Source organism: Pseudomonas sp. DrBHI1 (assembly GCF_002205115.1).
Taxonomy (GTDB): Bacteria; Pseudomonadota; Gammaproteobacteria; order Pseudomonadales; family Pseudomonadaceae; genus Aquipseudomonas; species Aquipseudomonas mosselii.
Window position 1 is genome coordinate 7,325 of sequence record NZ_NIBE01000039.1, and the last position, 18,860, is coordinate 26,184.

Annotated in this window: 13 protein-coding genes; 7 read left to right on the forward strand and 6 right to left on the reverse strand. The window is 64.9% G+C overall.

The window, feature by feature from the left end; genetic code table 11:
* Positions 1-207: 207 nt before the first annotated feature.
* Positions 208-561, forward strand: a complete 354-nt coding sequence (gene uraH / locus CC207_RS06165; protein ID WP_028692847.1) for a hydroxyisourate hydrolase — start codon at positions 208-210, stop codon at positions 559-561.
* A 72-nt stretch (positions 562-633) separates the two neighbouring features.
* Here uraH and CC207_RS06170 read toward each other — a convergent pair whose 3' ends face one another.
* Both CC207_RS06170 and CC207_RS06175 read right to left on the reverse strand, forming a co-directional pair.
* Positions 634-1,410: an RHS repeat-associated core domain-containing protein gene (locus tag CC207_RS06170; protein ID WP_088851742.1), complete on the reverse strand. Its 777-nt coding sequence runs from the start codon at positions 1,408-1,410 to the stop codon at positions 634-636.
* Between the two features lie 153 nt (positions 1,411-1,563).
* Positions 1,564-2,913: an NCS2 family permease gene (locus CC207_RS06175; protein ID WP_062362540.1), complete on the reverse strand. Its 1,350-nt coding sequence runs from the start codon at positions 2,911-2,913 to the stop codon at positions 1,564-1,566.
* A gap of 358 nt (positions 2,914-3,271) precedes the next feature.
* Between CC207_RS06175 and CC207_RS06180 the strand changes: the two genes are divergently transcribed.
* Entirely contained in the window at positions 3,272-4,027 is a 756-nt protein-coding gene (locus tag CC207_RS06180; RefSeq protein ID WP_028692849.1) for a GntR family transcriptional regulator, read from the forward strand.
* A gap of 149 nt (positions 4,028-4,176) precedes the next feature.
* Positions 4,177-4,875 carry an aquaporin Z gene (aqpZ, locus tag CC207_RS06185; RefSeq protein ID WP_028692850.1) on the forward strand — a complete coding sequence of 233 codons (699 nt, stop codon included), beginning with the start codon at positions 4,177-4,179 and terminating at the stop codon, positions 4,873-4,875.
* On the opposite strand, the gene guaD is transcribed toward aqpZ, so the two are convergent.
* From guaD to xdhA, 4 genes are all read right to left on the reverse strand, one after another.
* Entirely contained in the window at positions 4,872-6,176 is a 1,305-nt protein-coding gene (gene guaD / locus CC207_RS06190; RefSeq protein WP_062362535.1) for a guanine deaminase, read from the reverse strand. The two genes, aqpZ and guaD, sit on opposite strands and share 4 nt — an antisense overlap.
* A 10-nt stretch (positions 6,177-6,186) precedes the next feature.
* Complete coding sequence (gene xdhC, locus CC207_RS06195; protein WP_088851743.1) at positions 6,187-7,032, reverse strand: xanthine dehydrogenase accessory protein XdhC; 846 nt, start codon at positions 7,030-7,032, stop codon at positions 6,187-6,189.
* 64 nt (positions 7,033-7,096) lie between these two features.
* The gene (xdhB, locus tag CC207_RS06200) at positions 7,097-9,496 is read right to left on the reverse strand and encodes a xanthine dehydrogenase molybdopterin binding subunit (protein ID WP_088851744.1); all 2,400 of its coding nucleotides are present in this window, start codon (positions 9,494-9,496) and stop codon (positions 7,097-7,099) included.
* Complete coding sequence (gene xdhA, locus CC207_RS06205; RefSeq protein ID WP_028692854.1) at positions 9,489-10,943, reverse strand: xanthine dehydrogenase small subunit; 1,455 nt, start codon at positions 10,941-10,943, stop codon at positions 9,489-9,491. Before xdhA ends, xdhB begins: the two co-directional genes overlap by 8 nt.
* A 272-nt stretch (positions 10,944-11,215) precedes the next feature.
* On the opposite strand from xdhA, the gene CC207_RS06210 reads away from it, so the two are divergent.
* From CC207_RS06210 to ligA, 4 genes are all read left to right on the forward strand, one after another.
* The gene (locus CC207_RS06210) at positions 11,216-11,875 is read left to right on the forward strand and encodes a GntR family transcriptional regulator (protein WP_028692855.1); all 660 of its coding nucleotides are present in this window, start codon (positions 11,216-11,218) and stop codon (positions 11,873-11,875) included.
* Positions 11,876-11,878: 3 nt separating this feature from the next.
* A complete protein-coding gene (gene smc, locus CC207_RS06215; protein ID WP_088851745.1) occupies positions 11,879-15,367 on the forward strand; it encodes a chromosome segregation protein SMC in 3,489 nt (1,162 codons plus the stop codon).
* A gap of 205 nt (positions 15,368-15,572) precedes the next feature.
* Positions 15,573-16,463, forward strand: coding sequence for a cell division protein ZipA (zipA, locus tag CC207_RS06220; RefSeq protein ID WP_028692857.1), 891 nt, complete (start codon positions 15,573-15,575; stop codon positions 16,461-16,463).
* A gap of 100 nt (positions 16,464-16,563) precedes the next feature.
* The coding region (gene ligA / locus CC207_RS06225; protein WP_088851752.1) for an NAD-dependent DNA ligase LigA at positions 16,564-18,860 on the forward strand (2,297 nt) is incomplete at its 3' end.

The following is an 18,860-nucleotide window of genomic DNA, read 5'->3' on the forward strand; positions in this document are numbered from 1 at the left end:
GGTCAGTAAATGGTGAGAGCGGCAGCATGGCGCTTGTCTTCGCGACTGGTGGCTTGTTTTGTAGAGGTTGCGCAGGATGGGATAAAAAATTGTGTACAATTTACCGATAAACTGTCTTAATGACTTCATTCCCGCACGCCGCAGGCCCCGTGCCCGGTGATTGCCGTGTATTTTTTGCCCACGCATACGACAAGAGGCGACAAGCAAATGGGACGTTTGACCACACACGTACTGGACGCCGCGCACGGCTGCCCGGGTAGCTCGATCAAGGTCGAGCTGTACCGCGTCGAAGGCCAGCAGCTGGAGCTGGTGAACACCGCCCTGACCAACAGTGATGGCCGTGTCGACGCGCCGCTGCTGCAGGGCGACGACTATCGCACCGGCGTCTATCAATTGCAGTTCAGCGCCGGTGACTACTACCGCGCCAAGGGCGTGAAGCTGCCGGACACCGCGTTCCTCGACGTGGTCGTGCTGCGCTTCGGTATCGACGAGCAGCAGGAGCACTACCACGTGCCGCTGTTGATTTCGCCGTACAGCTATTCGACCTATCGTGGAAGCTAGTTGGTCGCTAGAAGAATCTTCGTAGGTCCTTGGCCCGCTCTCACACTGGCGGGCTTTTTTTCGTCTGGAGCCTTACTCCCTGACTTTCTCTACGGTGCTGGAAAGATTCAATGCTCTTCCGGTTTTCAAGGCAGCTATGTCCGCGCCTCCAGCCGTCGCTGCGCCCAGCAGGTGGCCGACTACAGCGGTTGCTATGGTTCCGGGTGTGATTTTTGCGGCAACCGCTTCTGGAGTACCGTTGAATTTCAGCCAGGTTTTTGCCATCTCCAGATGGGCGACGACAGAGGGGATTTCCCCCCTATTCGCCTGTTGCACGGTTTCTGCGTAACGAGTCTGGAGATGTTGGGGCAAGGGCGGGGCCCCATTACTGTCTTTTGCAATGTAGGCGCCGGCGACACGTTCTCCAAAAAACGATTTGTTTGGGGCATTGACGATCTGCTGGGCTTCCGGCGTGGCCAAGACGCGTCCCGGTATGGCATCGGGCACGGTATTGCGTAAAAACGAAGTCGTGAATTGTTGATGCATCTCCTTGATGAAAGCAGTGGCACCGCCAGTAGGGTCATGTTTATTGATCGGGTCGCCTGCGCAATAGGTGTAACTATTGCTGCCACCTTCTCCGAAGGGACTTAGCGGATCTGGGCTAATGAAGCGCATGAGGTGGGGGTGGAGCAGACGGTGACCGTTGCCCAGATGATAATGGCCGGTGCTGGGGTCTGGAATCTGCCCACTGAAGCCGGTCCGTACGCCTGGCCTGTGTACCTTGCTTCCATATGGTGTATAGGCGTTTGGGATGGACTGGGCTTGCATGACTGAGTGGGCCCAGTCTGTTGCCAATATGTGAATAAACATGGTTTTTGATACTCTTGCGAGGAGGGCTTTTCCTGCTAGTAGTAGCGTGCTTGAAGCGGATTTACACCTATCAGAAATGTCAGAAGGGCACAGCCGAACGTGGCACCTCGGGCCGCTGCGGCTGCCCGAGGTGAGTCGAATGAATCTCGCTGATCAGAGGAATACAAACTTCGCAATGAAGATGGCGCACAGCACCCAGAGGCTGGCCGAAATTTCCTTGTACTTGCCGGTACCCGCCTTCAGCGCCACGTAGCTGATGAAGCCCAGGGCGATGCCGTCCGCCACCGAGAAGGTCAGCGGCATCATGATCACCGTGACGATCGCCGGAATGCTGTCGGTGGCTTCGTCCCACTCGATATGCGCCATGCTGCCCATCATCAGCATCGCCACGTAGATCAACGCGCCGGCGGTGGCATAGGCCGGAATCATCCCGGCCAGCGGGGCGAAGAACATCGCGGCAACGAACAGCACGCCGACCACCACGGCCGTCAGGCCGGTACGCCCACCCGCCGCCACGCCCGCGGCACTTTCCACGTAGCTGGTCACCGGCGGCACGCCGACCACCGCGCCGAACACGCTGGAGGTGCTGTCGGCCTTGAGCGCCCGTGACAGGTTCTCGATGCGCCCGTCCGGCGCCACCAGGTTGGCGCGCTGGGCCACGCCCATCAGCGTGCCGGCGGTGTCGAACATGTGCACGAACAGGAACGCCAGCACCACGCTGATCATGCTGACGTTGAACACCCCGGCCACGTCCATGGCCATCCAGGTCGGCGCCAGGCTCGGCGGCATCGACATCACCCCGCCGAACTTGACCAAGCCCAGGCCCCAGCCGGCCAGGGTGACGCCGATGATGCTGATCAGGATCGCGCCGAACACCCGCTTGTAGCTGAGGATGGCGATCAACAGGAAGCACACGGCCGCCAGCAGCGGGCCGGGCTCATGCAGCGAGCCCAGCTTGACCAGGGTGGCCGGGCTGTCGACGATGATGCCGGCTGTCTTCAGGCCGATCAGCCCGAGGAACAATCCGACGCCGGCCCCCATGGCATGGCGCAGGCTTACCGGGATGCTGTTGAGTAGCCACTCGCGCACCCGCGAAACCGTCAGGAACATGAACAGCACGCCCGAGACGAATACCGCCCCCAGCGCCGTTTCCCAGTTGTAGCCCATGGTGCCGACCACGGTGTAGGTGAAGAAGGCGTTGAGCCCCATGCCCGGCGCCAGGCCCACAGGCCAGTTGGCGTACAGGCCCATCAGCAGGCAGCCCAGGGCGGCGGCGATGCAGGTGGCGACGAACGCCGCGCCGTGGTCGATACCGGCGTCGGCCATGATGTTGGGGTTGACGAAGATGATGTAGGCCATGGTGATGAAGGTGGTCACCCCGGCGATCAGTTCGGTCCTGACGGTCGTGCCGTGTCGCTTGAGTTTGAAAATCCGCTCCAGCCAGCCCGATTCGAGCGGTGGGGCGAGATCCAGCGTAGGTGCTTCGGATTTGCGGCTTTCCACAGCGAGTACTCCTCAAGTCTTTCTTGTTGTTCGAAGCCTGGTCCTGAGCCGACGCACTTGGGGGCTTCGCGAGGGAGGGTGTGGCAGACGTCCGACCATTTTGTTGACTTATGGGTCAGGAAGTTGCTCGCAGGATTATGCTTTTGTGTACAAATAAAGCAAATAATGTTTTATCTTTTGTGCGTACAAACGGTCGTACAACGGCTATATAGGTAAAAGGCCACCTGCAGAAACGGGTCAGCCTGTGTACAATGGCGCCATACCTTGGCCCATTATCTTCTTTCCGGACTTGCCATCCCCCCGTCGACGGGCATTACAGTCACGGTCCGACTGGCAGATCCCTTGTGCTCGAGCGCCCATGAACGAACAGCTGCAACCTCTGAAAAAACCTGCGCGTACCGGCAAGGCCGGCCGCAGCGGTACCCAGGACGACATCGTCTACGCGCACATCTTCGAGGCGATCCTCGAGCAGCGCCTGGCCCCGGGCACCAAGTTGAGCGAGGAAGCACTGGGCGAAATTTTCGGCGTCAGCCGCACCATCATCCGCCGCGCCCTGTCGCGCCTGGCTCATGAAAGCGTGGTGCTGCTGCGGCCGAACCGCGGCGCGGTGGTGGCCAGCCCGACGGTGGAAGAGGCGCGCCAGGTGTTCTTCTCTCGGCGCATGGTCGAGCGCGCCATCACCGAACTGGCCGTGCAGCACGCCACCGCCGAGCAGCTCAACGAACTGCGCCAGATGGTCCGCGAGGAGCGCGACAGCTTCTCCCGCGGCGACCGCGGCGCCGGTATTCGTCTGTCCGGCGAATTCCACCTCAAGCTGGCCGAGGCCGCAGGCAATGCGCCACTAGTGAGTTTCCAGCGCAGCTTGGTGTCGCAGACCTCGCTGATCATCGCCCAGTACGAAAGCGGCAACCGCTCGCACTGCTCGTACGACGAGCACATGCAACTGATCGACGCCATCGAGGCCCGTGACGCCGAACAGGCGGTGAGCCTGATGATGCACCACATGGATCATATCGACAGCAAGCTCAACCTCGACGAGGAGAGCGCCTCGGACGATCTGCACGCGGTGTTCTCGCACCTGCTGAAAAAGCCCAAGGCCACCGCCAAGGGTTGATCGTTTGCCTGCATGAACCAGGGGCCGCTTTGCGGCCCCTGGTCGTTTCTGGCCACCGGCCAAAGCTCTGCTAGATTTCTCTTCAGCAAACCTTCATCAGGCAGTTGGGCTTGCGCAGTCGTTGCGTCCAATTACTTGAGGAATGCTCCATGAGTTCGTCCCTGGGTGTGCGCATGGGTGCCGAGTTGGTCGGCACGTTCTGGTTGGTCCTTGGCGGGTGCGGCAGCGCGGTGCTGGCCGCCAGTTCCCCGGTCGGCATCGGTGTCCTCGGTGTTGCCTTCGCCTTCGGCCTGACGGTCCTGACCATGGCCTTCGCCATCGGTCATATCTCCGGTTGTCACCTCAATCCCGCCGTGTCGTTCGGCCTGGTGGTGGGCGGGCGCTTCCCGGCGAAGGAGTTGCTGCCCTATGTGATCGCCCAGGTGATCGGCGCGATCCTCGCCGCAGCGGTGATCTACTTCATCGCCAGCGGCAAGGCCGGTTTCGAGCTGGCCAATGGGTTGGCTTCAAACGGCTACGGCGAGCACTCGCCCGGCGGGTACACCTTGGCGGCAGGCTTTGCCAGTGAGGTGGTGATGACCGCGATGTTCCTGGTGATCATCATGGGCGCCACCGATGCCCGGGCGCCGGCGGGGTTCGCGCCGATCGCCATCGGCCTGGCGCTGACCCTGATCCATCTGATCTCGATCCCGGTAACCAACACCTCGGTGAACCCGGCGCGCAGCACGGGGCCGGCGTTGTTCGTCGGTGGCTGGGCCGTCCAGCAGCTGTGGCTGTTCTGGGTGGCACCGCTGATCGGCGCGGCGATCGGCGGTGCGCTCTATCGAGGCCTGGCGAAACAGCCTTAGCGCTGGTGCACGCAACGCCCGGCGGCGTAGGTCTCGCGTACGGTGCGGTCGTCGCCCAGGGTGGTGAGCACGAACAAGGTCTCCTCGATGTTCTTCGACTGCTGCAGACGGTAGTCCAGCAGCGGCGTGGCCTTGTAGTCGAGCACCACGAAGTCGGCGTCATTGCCCGGGCGCAGGCTGCCGATGCGGTCGTCCAGGCGCAGGGCGCGGGCGCCGCCGAGGGTGGCCAGGTACAGCGACTTGTACGGGTGCAGGCGCGCGCCTTGCAACTGCATCACCTTGTATGCCTCGTTCAAGGTATTGAGCAGCGAGAAACTGGTGCCGGCGCCGACGTCGGTGCCCAAGCCCACGTTGACCTTGAAACGCTCGGCCTGGGGCAGGTTGAACAGGCCGCTGCCCAGGAACAGGTTGGAGGTCGGGCAGAAGGCGATGGCCGAGCCGGTCTCGGCCAGGCGCTGGCATTCGTCGTCGCACAGGTGCACGCCGTGGGCGAACACCGAGCGCTCGCCGAGCAGCTCGAAGTGGTCGTAGACGTCCAGGTAGCCTTTCTGCTCGGGGAACAGCGACTTGACCCAATCGATCTCCTTGAGGTTCTCCGACAGGTGGGTGTGCATGTACACGCCCGGGTGCTCCTTGAGCAACTGGCCGGCCACGCTCAGCTGCTCCGGCGTGCTGGTCGGCGCGAAGCGTGGGGTGACCGCGTAGTGCAGGCGGCCCTTGCCGTGCCAGCGTTCGATCAGCGCCTTGCTGTCGCGGTAGCTGGATTCGGCGGTGTCGGTCAGGTAGTCGGGGGCGTTGCGGTCCATCATCACCTTGCCGGCGATCATGCGCAGGTCAAGGCGCTCGGCCTCCTCGAACAGGGCGTTGACCGACTCGGGGTGCACGCTGCCAAACACCAGGGCAGTGGTGGTGCCGTTGCGCAGCAGTTCCTTGAGGAAGATCTTCGCCACCTGGTCGGCGTGGGCCTTGTCGGCGAACTGCTTCTCGCAGGGGAAGGTGTAGGTGTTCAGCCAGTCCAGCAGTTGCTCGCCGTAGGAGCCGATCATGCCGGTCTGCGGGAAGTGGATGTGGGTGTCGATGAAGCCCGGGGTGATCAGGGCGTCCTGGTAGTGCTGCACCGGAATATCGGCGTCGAGGGTCGGCAGCAGCTCGCTGGCGTGGCCCAGGGCGCTGATGCGGCCGTTGTCGACCACCAGCAGGCCGTCTTCATAGTATTCGCAGGACGCCTCCAGGCCGACCTCGGCGGGGTCGGCGATGCTGTGCAGGATGGCGGCTCGGTAGGCTTTGCGGGTTGCGCTCATGGGGCTCTCGTCAAAGGGTCTGGCTGCGTCGCGAGGACGGCAGCAACTGGGCGATGGAGCCTGAGTTGGCGGCAGCGTCGTGCTGGCCGAAACAGGCGTTGTAGGTGGCAATGATCTCGGCGGCGATGGACACGGCGATCTCGATCGGCAGCTTGCCCTTGACCTCGGCCAGGCCCATCGGGCAGCGCATTCGCGCCATCAGGGCATCGTCGAAACCGCGCTCGCGCAGGCGGTGCTCGAACTTGACCCGCTTGGTCTTCGAGCCGATCAGGCCGAACCAGGTGAAATCGTTGCGCTTGAGGATCGCGGCGGTCAGTTCCAGGTCCAGCTGGTGATTGTGGGTCATGACGATGCAGTAGCTGCCGGCGGGCAGGTCGGCGACTTCGTCGACCGGCTCTTCGCTGACGATCCGGCTCACCCCGTTGGGGATGATGTCGGGGAACTCCTGCTCGCGCGAGTCGATCCAGCGCACCCGGCAGGGCAGCGCGGCGAGCAAGGGTACCAGAGCGCGGCCGACATGGCCCGCGCCGAACACCGCGATCTCGGCCTGCACGCCGGTCATCGGCTCGAACAGCAGCACGGTGGCGCCGCCGCAGCACTGGCCGAGGCTGGCGCCAAGGCTGAAACGCTCCAGATGCGGGGTGCTGCGATGTTCCTCGAGCATCTGCCGGGCGATGTGCAGGGCCTTGAATTCCAGGTGGCCGCCGCCGATGGTGTCGTACAGCGCGCTGGCGCTGACCACCATTTTCGAGCCGGCGTTGCGCGGCGTGGAGCCGCGTTCCTCGATGATGGTCACCAGGACGCAGGGTTCGCCGCGGGCTTGATGGTCGGCGAGGGCGTTGATCCATTGGTGCATGTCTTCAGTCCTCCTCGGTCCCCTGTGGGCGCAACGCAAGGTCGCGCCTACAGGGAGCGCGGCGTCAGTGCGTCACGGGTTCCAGTTGCTGTTCGGCAGGCTGAGCCGCGGCCACCGCCTTGCGCATCTGCTCGCAGCCCCACAACACCCGCTCCGGCGTCGACGGTGCGTCGATCTCGGGCTGTACACGGTAGTCGGCGATGCTCGCCACCGCGTCCTTGATCGCGCACCAGGCGGCGATGCCGAGCATGAACGGCGGCTCGCCCACGGCCTTGGAATGGAACACTGTGTCCTCGGGGTTCTTGCGGTTCTCCACCAGCTTGACGCGCATGTCGATCGGCATGTCGGCCACCGCCGGGATCTTGTAGCTGGCCGGGCCGTTGGTCATCAGCTTGCCCTTGGCGTTCCACACCAGCTCCTCGGTGGTCAGCCAGCCCATGCCCTGGACGAAGCCGCCTTCGACCTGACCGATATCGATGGCCGGGTTCAGCGAGTCACCGACGTCGTGCAGGATGTCGGCGCGCAGCATCTTGTACTCGCCGGTCAGGGTGTCGACGATCACCTCCACGCACGCCGCACCGAAGGCGTAGTAGTAAAACGGCCGGCCGCGGGCCTGGGCGCGATCGTAGAAGATCTTCGGCGTGCGGTAGAACCCGGTGGTCGACAGCGACACCTGAGCGAAGTAGGCCTGCTGCACCAGGTGCTCGAAGCTGACGATCTGGTCGCGCACGCGTACATGGCCGTTGCGGAACTCGACGTCTTCCTCGGTGACGTTGTAGTGCCGGGCGGCGAACTCGGTCAGGCGTTTCTTGAGGATCTCGGCGGCATTCTGCGCCGCCTTGCCGTTCAGGTCGGCGCCGCTGGAGGCCGCGGTCGGCGAGGTGTTGGGTACCTTGTCGGTGTTGGTGGCGGTGATCTGGATACGGTTGAAGTCGACCTGGAACACCTGGGCCACCACCTGGGCCACCTTGGTGTTCAGGCCTTGGCCCATCTCGGTGCCGCCGTGGTTGAGGTGGATGCTGCCGTCGGTATAGATGTGGATCAAGGCACCGGCCTGGTTGAGGAAGGTGGCGGTGAACGAGATGCCGAACTTCACCGGGGTCAGCGCCAGGCCCTTTTTCAGCACCGGGCTGTTGGCGTTGAAGCGGCGGATCGATTCGCGGCGCTCGTGGTAGTCGCTGCTCGCCTCGATCTCGGCGGTCATCTCCTCGAGCATGTTGTGCTCGACGGTCTGGTAGTAGTGGGTGACGTTGCGCTCGGTCTTGCCGTAGTAGTTGGCCTTGCGCACCGCCAGCGGGTCCAGCGCCAGGTGGCGGGCGATATGGTCCATCACCTGCTCGATGGCAACCATCCCTTGCGGGCCGCCGAAGCCGCGGTAGGCGGTGTTGGAGGCGGTGTTGGTCTTGCAGCGGTGGCCGTGCACCGTGGCGTCGCCCAGGTAGTAGGCGTTGTCGGAGTGGAACATGGCGCGGTCGACGATCGAGCCGGACAGGTCGGGCGAGTAGCCGCAGTTGCCGGCCAGGTCGAAGTTGATGCCGTGCAGGCGGCCAGTGTCGTCGAAGCCGACGTCATACTCGACGTAGAACGGATGGCGCTTGCCGGTCATCATCATGTCTTCGACACGGGGCAGGCGCATCTTGGTCGGCTGGCCGGTCAGGCGCGCGATCACCGCGCACAGGCAGGCGGGGCTGGCGGCCTGGGTTTCCTTGCCGCCGAAGCCGCCGCCCATGCGGCGCATGTCGACGACGATCTTGTGCATCGGCACGTCGAGCACCTCGGCGACCAGCTTCTGCACCTCGGTGGGGTTCTGCGTGGAGCAGTACACGATCATGCCGCCGTCTTCGCTGGGCAGCACCGAGCTGATCTGGGTTTCCAGATAGAAGTGCTCCTGGCCGCCGATGTGCAGACTGCCCTGGATGCGGTGCGGGGCGCTGGTCAGGGCTGCGTCCGAATCGCCGCGCTTGTGGGTGTGGCTGTCGAGCACGAAGTGTTTCTTGCGCAGCGCCTCGACCACATCGAGCACCGGTTCCAGATCTTCGTATTCGACGATGGCGGCCATGGCAGCGCGACGGGCGGTGTCCAGGTCGCGGGCGGCCACGGCAAGCACCGGCTGGCCGAAGAACTCGACCTTGTCGATGGCCAGCAGCGGGTCGCCGGCCACCACCGGGCCGATGTCCTTGAGCCCCGGAATGTCCTCGTGGGTGATGGCAATGCGCACGCCTTCGAACTGGTAGCAGGGCGTGGTGTCGATGCGCAGGATGCGCGCATGGGCGCGATCCGCGGTGCGCGCATAGACGTGCAGCTGGTTGGGGAATTCCAGGCGGTCGTCGATGTACACCGCCTCGCCCGCCACATGCTTGTCGGCGCTGTCGTGCTTGAGGCTGCGGCCGACCCCGGTGGTCAGGTCCTGGCTGAACAGTGCGGCCATCTCGGCCTGGCTCTTGACGGCGTGATGGTTAGACATAGGCGGTCACCCGGGTTTCGATGTGCGGCGTTTGCAGTTCGATGAAGTACTTGCGCAGCAGGTTCTGCGCGGTCAGCAGGCGGTACTCGCGGCTGGCGCGGAAGTCGCTCAGCGGGGTGAAGTCCTCGGCCAGGGCCTGGCAGGCACGCTCGATGCTGGCCTGGTTCCATGGCTTGCCGCGCAGCGCGGCCTCGCAGGCGCGGGCGCGTTTGGGGATCGCCGCCATGCCGCCGAAGGCGATGCGCACGCCGCTGACCACGCCGTTCTCGATGCTCAGGTTGAACGCCGCGCACACGGCGGAGATATCGTCGTCCAGGCGCTTGGACACTTTATAGGCGCGGAACGCCCAGTCATTGCTGGCGCGCGGCACGATGATCTTCTCGATGAACTCGCTGTCCTGGCGCGCGGTGATGCGGTAGTCGATGAAGTAGTCTTCCAGGGCCAGGGTACGCTGGCGCTCGCCCTGGCGCAGGACGATCTGCGCGTCCAGGGCGATCAGCAGGGGCGGCGAGTCGCCGATCGGCGAGGCGTTGCCGATGTTGCCGCCCAGGGTGCCCTGGTTGCGGATCTGCAGCGAGGCGAAGCGGTGCAGCAGGTCGCCGAAATCGGGGTACTCCTGGTTGAGCGCGGTGTAGCAGTCGGTCAGCGGGGTGGCGGCGCCGATCTCCAGGTGGGTGGCGGTCTTGTCGATGCGCTTGAGTTCGGCGACATGGCCGACGTAGATCATCACCGGCAGGGTGCGATGGAACTGGGTGACCTCCAGCGCCAGGTCGGTGCCGCCGGCCAGCAGGCGCGCCTCGGGGTGCGAACTGTAGAGGTCGGCCAGGTCGGCCACGGTCAGCGGCACCAGGCAGCGCTTGTCGCCGCTGTTGAGCTCGCCGGTCTGTTGCGGGGCGATGGCCTTGAGACGAGCGATGGTCTGCGCCTGCTGGGCGTCGAATTGGTCACGACAGGGTTGGGCGCAGCTCTGCTCGGCGGCGGCAAGGATCGGCCGGTAGCCGGTGCAGCGGCACAGGTTGCCGGCCAGGGCCTCCTGGGCCTGGTGCAGGTCGTGGCCCTCGCTGTTCTTCTGCAGGGCGAACAGCGACATGACAAAACCGGGGGTGCAGAAGCCGCACTGCGAACCATGGCAGTCGGCCATGGCCTTCTGCACGCTGTGCAGTTCGCCTTGGTGCTTGAGACCCTCGACGCTGATCAGCTGCTTGCCGTGCAGGGAGGACACGAACGTCAGGCATGAGTTGAGGCTGCGGTAGCGGATGCTGTCGCTGCCTTGATCGTCCTGGACGAGTTCGCCGACGACCACGGTGCAGGCGCCGCAGTCGCCGCTGGCGCAGCCTTCCTTGGTGCCGGGTTTGCCCAGGTGCTCGCGCAGGTATTGCAGCACCGTCATGTTCGGGTCCAGGGCGTGCTCGCTGCGCAGCTCCTGGTTGACGAGAAACTGGATCACGGGGGAGGGCCTCGCAATGGTTTTATTGTTGTTCGGGCGGACTCTAAGCAACGCTTGACCCTGAGGTCAATAATTTTCTGACCCAAAGGTCAAGATTTTGTCCAGAGGCCTTCCGAACCGCTTCATCGAGCCTTTCTCCAAGCATAGTTCGCGCCGAGTGGGAAAGTTGACCCGCCAGTCGCACAAAGCGCGTCGCGCCGCTGCGCGGGCATGGGACAAGTGCGCTACAATCGCGCCCTTGTGCACAGCTACCCAGATCGCGAAGGAAAACCATGACGTTCAAGGCGCCGGACAGCCTCTCCGAGCAAATTGCCCACTACCTGGCCGAGCGGATCATCCGCGGCGAACTCGCACCCGGCGAGCGCATCCAGGAGCAGAAGGTCACCCAGGCCCTCAACGTCAGCCGCGGCTCGGTGCGCGAGGCGCTGCTCATCCTCGAACGCCGCCATCTGGTGGCGATCCTGCCGCGCCGCGGGGCCCATGTGACCGAGCTGGACGAAAACAGCGTGCGCAGCCTGTGCACCCTGATGGGCGAGTTCTACATCCTGCTGGGCAACGCCGTTGCACAGCATTGGCGCAGCGACAGCGACCTGCGCCCGTTCCTGGACATCCAGCAGCGCCTCAAGCAGGCCCACGCCGCCAAGGACATCAAGGCCTTCGTCGCCGACAGTTTCGCGGTGATGCGCGCTGCCTATCCGTTCGCCAACAACCCGTACCTGCAGGAAACCGTCGAGAACTTGCAGCCGGCCATGAGCCGCGCCTACTACCTGGCCCTGGACCAGCGCCAGGCCAACATGGTCGACTACCTGGAGCTGTTCGCCTGCCTGCTCGAAGCCGTGGTCGCCCGCGACCTGCCGCGCATCCGCGAGGTGCTCACCGCCTATTGCCAGCGCAGTTGCGAACTGGTGCTGGCGGCGCTGGCGCGGGTCTGATCGATGCGCTTGAAGTGCATCCGCCTGGCCGGGTTCAAGTCCTTCGTCGACCCGACCACGGTCAATTTTCCCAGCAACATGGCGGCCGTGGTCGGCCCCAATGGCTGCGGCAAGTCCAACATCATCGACGCGGTGCGCTGGGTGATGGGCGAAAGCTCGGCCAAGAACCTGCGTGGCGAGTCGATGACCGATGTCATCTTCAACGGCTCCACCAGCCGCAAGCCGGTCAGCCAGGCCAGCATCGAGCTGGTGTTCGACAACAGCGACAACTCGCTGGTCGGTGAGTACGCCGCCTACGCCGAGATCTCGATCCGCCGCAAGGTCACTCGCGACGGGCAGAACACCTATTACCTCAACGGTACCAAGTGCCGGCGCCGTGATATCACCGATATCTTCCTCGGCACGGGCCTGGGGCCGCGCAGCTACTCGATCATCGAACAGGGCATGATCTCCAAGCTGATCGAGGCCAAGCCCGAAGAGCTGCGCAACTTCATCGAGGAGGCGGCAGGCATCTCCAAGTACAAGGAGCGCCGCCGCGAGACCGAGAACCGCATCCGCCGCACCCAGGAGAACCTGGCGCGCCTGACCGACCTGCGCGAAGAGCTGGAACGCCAGCTCGAGCGCCTGCACCGCCAGGCCCAGGCCGCCGAGAAGTACCGCGAGTACAAGGCCGAGGAGCGCCAGCTCAAGGCGCGTCTGGCGGCCCTGCGCTGGCGCGACCTGGACCAGCGGGTGCGTCAGCGCGAGACGGTCATTGGCGACCAGGAGATCGCCTTCGAGGCCCTGGTGGCCGAGCAGCGTAACGCCGATGCCAGCATCGAGCGCCTGCGCGACGGCCATCATGAGCTGTCCGAGCGCTTCAACCAGGTGCAGGGCCGCTTCTATTCGGTGGCCGGCGATATCGCCCGGGTCGAGCAGAGCATCCAGCACGGCCAGCAGCGCCTGCGTCAGTTGCAGGATGACCTCAAGGAGGCCGAACGCAGCCGTCTGGAAACCGAATCGCACCTGGGGCACGACCGCACCTTGCTGGCGACCCTGGGTGAAGAACTGGCCATGCTCGAACCCGAGCAGGAACTGACCCTGGCCGCGGCCGAGGAGGCCGCCGCGACCCTGGAGGAGGCCGAGCTGGGCATGCACGGCTGGCAGGAGCAGTGGGACAGTTTCAACACCCGCTCCGCCGAGCCGCGCCGCCAGGCCGAAGTGCAGCAGGCGCGCCTGGCGCAGCTGGAGGCCAGCCTGGAACGCCTGGCCGAGCGCCAGCGCAAGCTGGGCGAGGAGCGTGACCAGCTCGGCGGCGATTCGCAAGATACCGAGACCTGCGACCTGGACGAGCAGGTGGCCAGCAGTGAGTTGCTGCTCGAAGACCTCCAGTTGCAGGAGCGGCAGGTGGTCGAGCAGTTGGACGCATTGCGCGAGCAGATGCAACAGGCCAACCAGGCGCAGCAACAGCAGCAGGGCGACCTGCAGCGTCTGGGCGGGCGCCTGGCGTCTCTCGAAGCCTTGCAGCAGGCCGCGCTGGAGCCGGGAGTCGGGGCCGCCGACTGGCTGCGTGCCCAGGGCCTGGAGCAGCGTCCCCGGCTGGCCGAGGGGCTGCGGGTCGAGCCCGGCTGGGAGCTGGCGGTGGAAACTGTGCTGGGCGCCGATCTGCAGGCGGTGCTGCTGGATGACTTCACAGGCCTGGAATTCGCCGCGCTGGAGCAGGGCGAGCTGCGCCTGCTGATGGCCGGCGCGCAGGGCGCGAGTGTTGCTGGCAGCCTGCTCGACAAGGTCGAAGGAAGCGTCGACCTGTCGCCCTGGCTGGGCCAGGTCATGCCGGTGGAGACCCTGGAACAGGCCCTGTCACGGCGGGGCTCGCTGGGCGCCGGGCAGAGCCTGGTCAGCCGCGACGGCTATTGGGTCGGGCGGCATTTCCTGCGGGTCAGCCGAGGGGGCGAGGCCCAAGGTGGCGTGCTGGCCCGTGGCCAGGAGATCGAGCGCCTGGGCCGGGAGCAGTTGGAACAGGAGGCCTTGCTCGAGCAGCTCGACGAGCAGCTGCAACGCCTGCGCGAGCAGCAGCTCGATCTGGAAGAGCAGCGCGAGCAACTGCGCCGTCGCAGCCAGGACGAAAGCCGCCAGCATGGCGAGCTCAAGGCGCGCCTGTCCGCCGGCCGTGCCCGTGCCGAACAGCTGGAGCTGCGCCGCCGCCGCCTGCAGGAAGAACTGGCCGAGCTGCAGGAGCAGCGCGCCCTGGAGCACGAGCAACTGGGCGAGGCGCGCCTGTTGCTGCAGGAAGCCCTGGACCTGATGGCCCAGGATACCGAACAGCGAGAGCTGTTGATGGCGCGCCGCGACACCCTGCGCGAAGGTCTTGACCGCATCCGTCAGGAGGCCCGCCAGCACAAGGACCATGCCCACCAGCTGGCCGTGCGCCTGGGCTCGCTGCGCGCCCAGCACGACTCGACCCGCCAGGCGCTTGAACGCCTGGAGCAGCAGGCCGCGCGCTTGAGCGAGCGTCAGGAGCAGTTGAACCTGAACCTGGAGGAGGGCGAGGCACCGCTGGAAGAATTGCGCCTCAAGCTCGAGGAACTGCTGGAACGACGTATGAGCGTCGACGAGGAAATGCGTCAGGCGCGCCTGCACATGGATGAGGCCGATCGCGAGCTGCGCGATGCCGAGCGGCGCCGTACCCAGGCCGAGCAGCAGTCGCAACTGCTGCGCGGCCAACTGGAGCAGCAGCGCCTGGAGTCCCAGGGGTTGGATGTGCGGCGCAAGACCTTGCAGGAACAATTGCTCGCCGACGGCTACGATCTTCAGGGCGTGCTCGCCACGCTCGAGGCCGACGCCAGCGAGCAGGGCACCGAGCAGGCCCTGGAGCAGCTCGAGGCACGTATCCAGCGCCTGGGCGCGATCAACCTGGCGGCCATCGAGGAATACGAACAGCAGTCCGAACGCAAGCGTTACCTGGATGCCCAGGACGCCGACCTGGTCGAGGCGCTGGAGACCCTGGAAAACGTCATCCGCAAGATCGACAAGGAAACCCGCAACCGCTTCAAGGATACCTTTGATCAGATAAATGCCGGATTACAGGCACTTTTCCCAAAAGTTTTCGGTGGCGGCAGCGCTTATCTGGAACTGACGGGCGAAGATCTACTCGATACAGGGGTGACGATCATGGCGCGCCCGCCGGGCAAGAAGAACAGCACCATCCATCTGCTGTCCGGCGGCGAGAAGGCACTCACGGCCCTGGCCCTGGTGTTCGCCATCTTCAAGTTGAACCCAGCACCGTTCTGCATGCTCGACGAGGTCGATGCACCGCTGGACGATGCCAACGTCGGGCGGTATGCCCGCCTGGTCAAGGAAATGAGCGAGACCGTGCAGTTCATCTACATCACCCACAACAAGATCGCCATGGAAATGGCCGACCAGTTGATGGGGGTGACCATGCATGAGCCGGGCTGTTCACGTCTTGTAGCAGTTGATGTGGAAGAGGCTATGGCCATGGTCGATGCGTAAGGGGTAAAGAAAGGGTGTGAACATGTAGGCAAAAGCCTCAGCAGACGCGACAGACGGTGTAAAGTTGCCTTTGGTCGTGCTAGCTTAATGTCACTTGTTTTTTGCGTGGGTAAAACGCCTGTCAGAACATAGAGTTGGCGCCACGTGTTAAAGGCCTTTGAAGCCTTTGTTTTCAAGCATATTTTTTATAGAGGCACGGGATTACATGGAAATCGGTCTGCGCGAGTGGCTGATCGTCATCGGCATCATTGTCATCGCCGGTATTCTTTTCGACGGCTGGCGCCGCATGCGCGGCGGCAAGGGCAAGTTGAAGTTCCGTCTGGACCGTAGCTACGCCAACGCCCCGGACGACGACAGCGGCAGCGCCGAGGTGCTCGGCCCTGCGCGTGTGCTGGAAACCCACAAAGAGCCCGAGCTGGACGAGTCCGACCTGCCGTCGGTGAGCGCCCCCGCGCGCGAACGGGAGCGCGAGCGCGAACCCAAGCCGGCCAAGGCCAAACGCGGCAAGCGCAACCATAGCGAGCCGCAGCAGGGTGACCTGAACCTGGCCGCCGAGCCTCGCGAGCCCGACCTGTTCGAGGGGGGCGACGACGATTTCGCCGCCGACAACACCCGCGCCAACGGCTTTACCGCGCCGAGCACGCCGGCCAAGGAGCTGCCACCGGCCGAGGAAGTGCTGGTGATCAGCGTCATTTCCCGTGACGAGAGTGGCTTCAAGGGCCCGGCACTGCTGCAGAACATCCTCGAAAGCGGCCTGCGCTTCGGCGAGATGGACATTTTCCACCGTCACGAGAGCATGGCCGGCCACGGTGAAGTGCTGTTCTCCATGGCCAACGCGGTCAAGCCCGGCGTGTTCGACCTGGACGACATCGACCATTTCAGCACCCGAGCGGTGAGCTTCTTCCTCGGTCTGCCCGGCCCGCGCCATCCCAAGCAGGCTTTCGACGTGATGGTGGCTGCCGCGCGCAAGCTGGCCCACGAGCTCAACGGTGAACTCAAGGACGACCAGCGCAGCGTGCTGACCGCCCAGACCATCGAGCACTATCGCCAGCGCATCGTCGAGTTCGAGCGCCGCGCCCTGACCCAGAAACGCTGATGTTTACGAGCGGGCGGATCCAGCCTCGATCCGCGCCGCACTGACGCAAGCAAAAGAGCAGCCTGGGGCTGCTCTTTTGCTTTGCAAGAGAAGACGACCCATGAACGCCGAATCCCGAATCCATGCCCTGCGCGCCGAACTCGACCAGCACAACTACCGCTACTACGTGCTCGACGAACCCAGCGTGCCCGATGCCGAATACGACCGCCTGTTCAACGAGCTCAAGGCACTGGAGGCCGAGCACCCGCACCTGGTGACCCCGGACTCTCCGACCCAGCGCGTCGGTGGCGCGGCGTTGGCGGCGTTCAGCCAGGTCCGTCACGAAGTGCCCATGCTCAGCCTGGGCAACGCCTTCGAGGAGGGCGACCTGCGTGATTTCGGCCGTCGCGTGGTGGAAGGCCTGGACCTGCCGGGCGGCGATCAGGCGGCGGTGGACTACAGCTGCGAGCCGAAGCTCGACGGCCTGGCGGTGAGCCTGCTGTACCGTGATGGCCAGCTGGTGCAGGGCGCCACCCGCGGTGACGGCACCACCGGCGAGGACATCAGCGCCAACGTGCGCACCGTGCGCAACATCCCGCTCAAGCTGCAGGGCGAGGGCTGGCCGGCGGTGCTGGAAGTGCGTGGCGAAGTGTACATGAGCAAGGCGGGTTTCGACCGGCTCAACGCCGCGCAGGCCGAAGCCGGCGGCAAGACCTTCGCCAACCCGCGCAACGCCGCGGCCGGCAGCCTGCGCCAACTGGACTCGAAGATCACCGCCAGCCGCCCGCTGGAGTTCTGCTGCTATGGCGTTGGCCAGGTGTCCGAGGCCTTTGGCGACAGCCATATCGGCATCCTCGAGAAGCTCAAGACCTGGGGGCTGCCGATCAGCCGCGAGCTGCGCCATGCCGCTGGTATCGAAGAGTGCCTGGACTACTACCGCGACATCGGCGCCCGCCGCAACGGCCTGCCCTACGAAATCGATGGCGTGGTGTTCAAGGTCAACAGCCTGGCCTCCCAGCGTGAACTGGGCTTCCGCGCCCGTGAGCCGCGCTGGGCGATCGCCCACAAGTTCCCGGCCATGGAGGAGCTCACCGAGGTGCTCGACGTCGAGTTCCAGGTCGGGCGCACCGGCGCGGTGACCCCGGTGGCGCGGCTCAAGCCGGTCAAGGTGGCCGGCGTGACGGTGTCCAACGCCACCCTGCACAACATGGATGAGATCGCCCGGCTGGGCCTGCGCATCGGCGACACGGTGATCATCCGCCGCGCCGGCGATGTGATCCCGCAGGTGATGCAGGTGGTGCTCGACCGCCGTCCGCAGGACGCCCGGCCGGTCGAGGTGCCCACGCAGTGCCCGGTGTGCGGCTCGCAGGTCGAGCGCACCCAGCTGGTCAAGCGTAGCAAGGGCAAGGAAACCACCAGCGAAGGCGCGGTGTACCGTTGCGTGGGGCGCCTGAGCTGCGCCGCCCAGCTCAAGCAGGCGATCATTCACTACGTGTCGCGTCGGGCCATGGATATCGACGGCCTGGGCGAGAAGAGCGTCGAGCAGTTGGTCGACGAGAACCTGATCCGCTCGCCGGCCGATCTCTACCACCTGACCTTCGACCAGGTGGTGGCGCTGGAAGGCTTTGCCGAGGTGTCGAGCAACAAGCTGCTGGCTGCCATCGAGGCGAGCAAGCGTCCGAGCCTGGCGCGCTTCATCTATGCGCTGGGCATCCCCGATGTCGGCGAGGAGACCGCCAAGGTCCTGGCCCGGTCCCTGGGCAGCCTGGCGCGAGTGCAGGTGGCGTTGCCGCAGGTACTGACCTACCTGCCGGACATCGGCCTGGAAGTTGCCCACGAGATCCACAACTTCTTCGAGGACGCGCACAACCGCGAAGTCATCGCGCAGTTGCTGGCCTGCGGCATGCAGTTGCAGGACGAGGGTGAGCTGGGCGCCGAGTTCGCTGCCAGCACCACGCTGGCCGGAATGCTGGCCAAGCTCGACATCCCCTCGGTCGGCCCGACCGGCGCCGAGAAACTGGTAGACAAGCTGGGCACCCTGGAGCGGATTATCGCCGCCGACGGTATCGACCTGCGCCAGGCCCTGAACACCAAGCAGGCCGAAGGCGTACGCGAGTTCTTCAAGGTCGAGGCCAACCAGCAACTGGCCCGTGCCATCGAGGCCCAGTTGCTGGACTTCGGCATGCACTGGTCGTGCGAGAAGAAGTCCGCCGAGGGCTTGCCGCTGGCGGGGCAGACCTGGGTGCTGACCGGCACCCTGGAGCGCATGAGCCGTGATATCGCCAAGGAAAAGTTGGAAAGCCTGGGGGCCAAGGTGGCGGGTTCCGTGTCCGGCAAGACCCACTGCGTGGTCGCCGGGCCCGGCGCCGGCTCCAAGCTGGCCAAGGCCGCCGAGCTGGGCGTCGCGGTGATGGACGA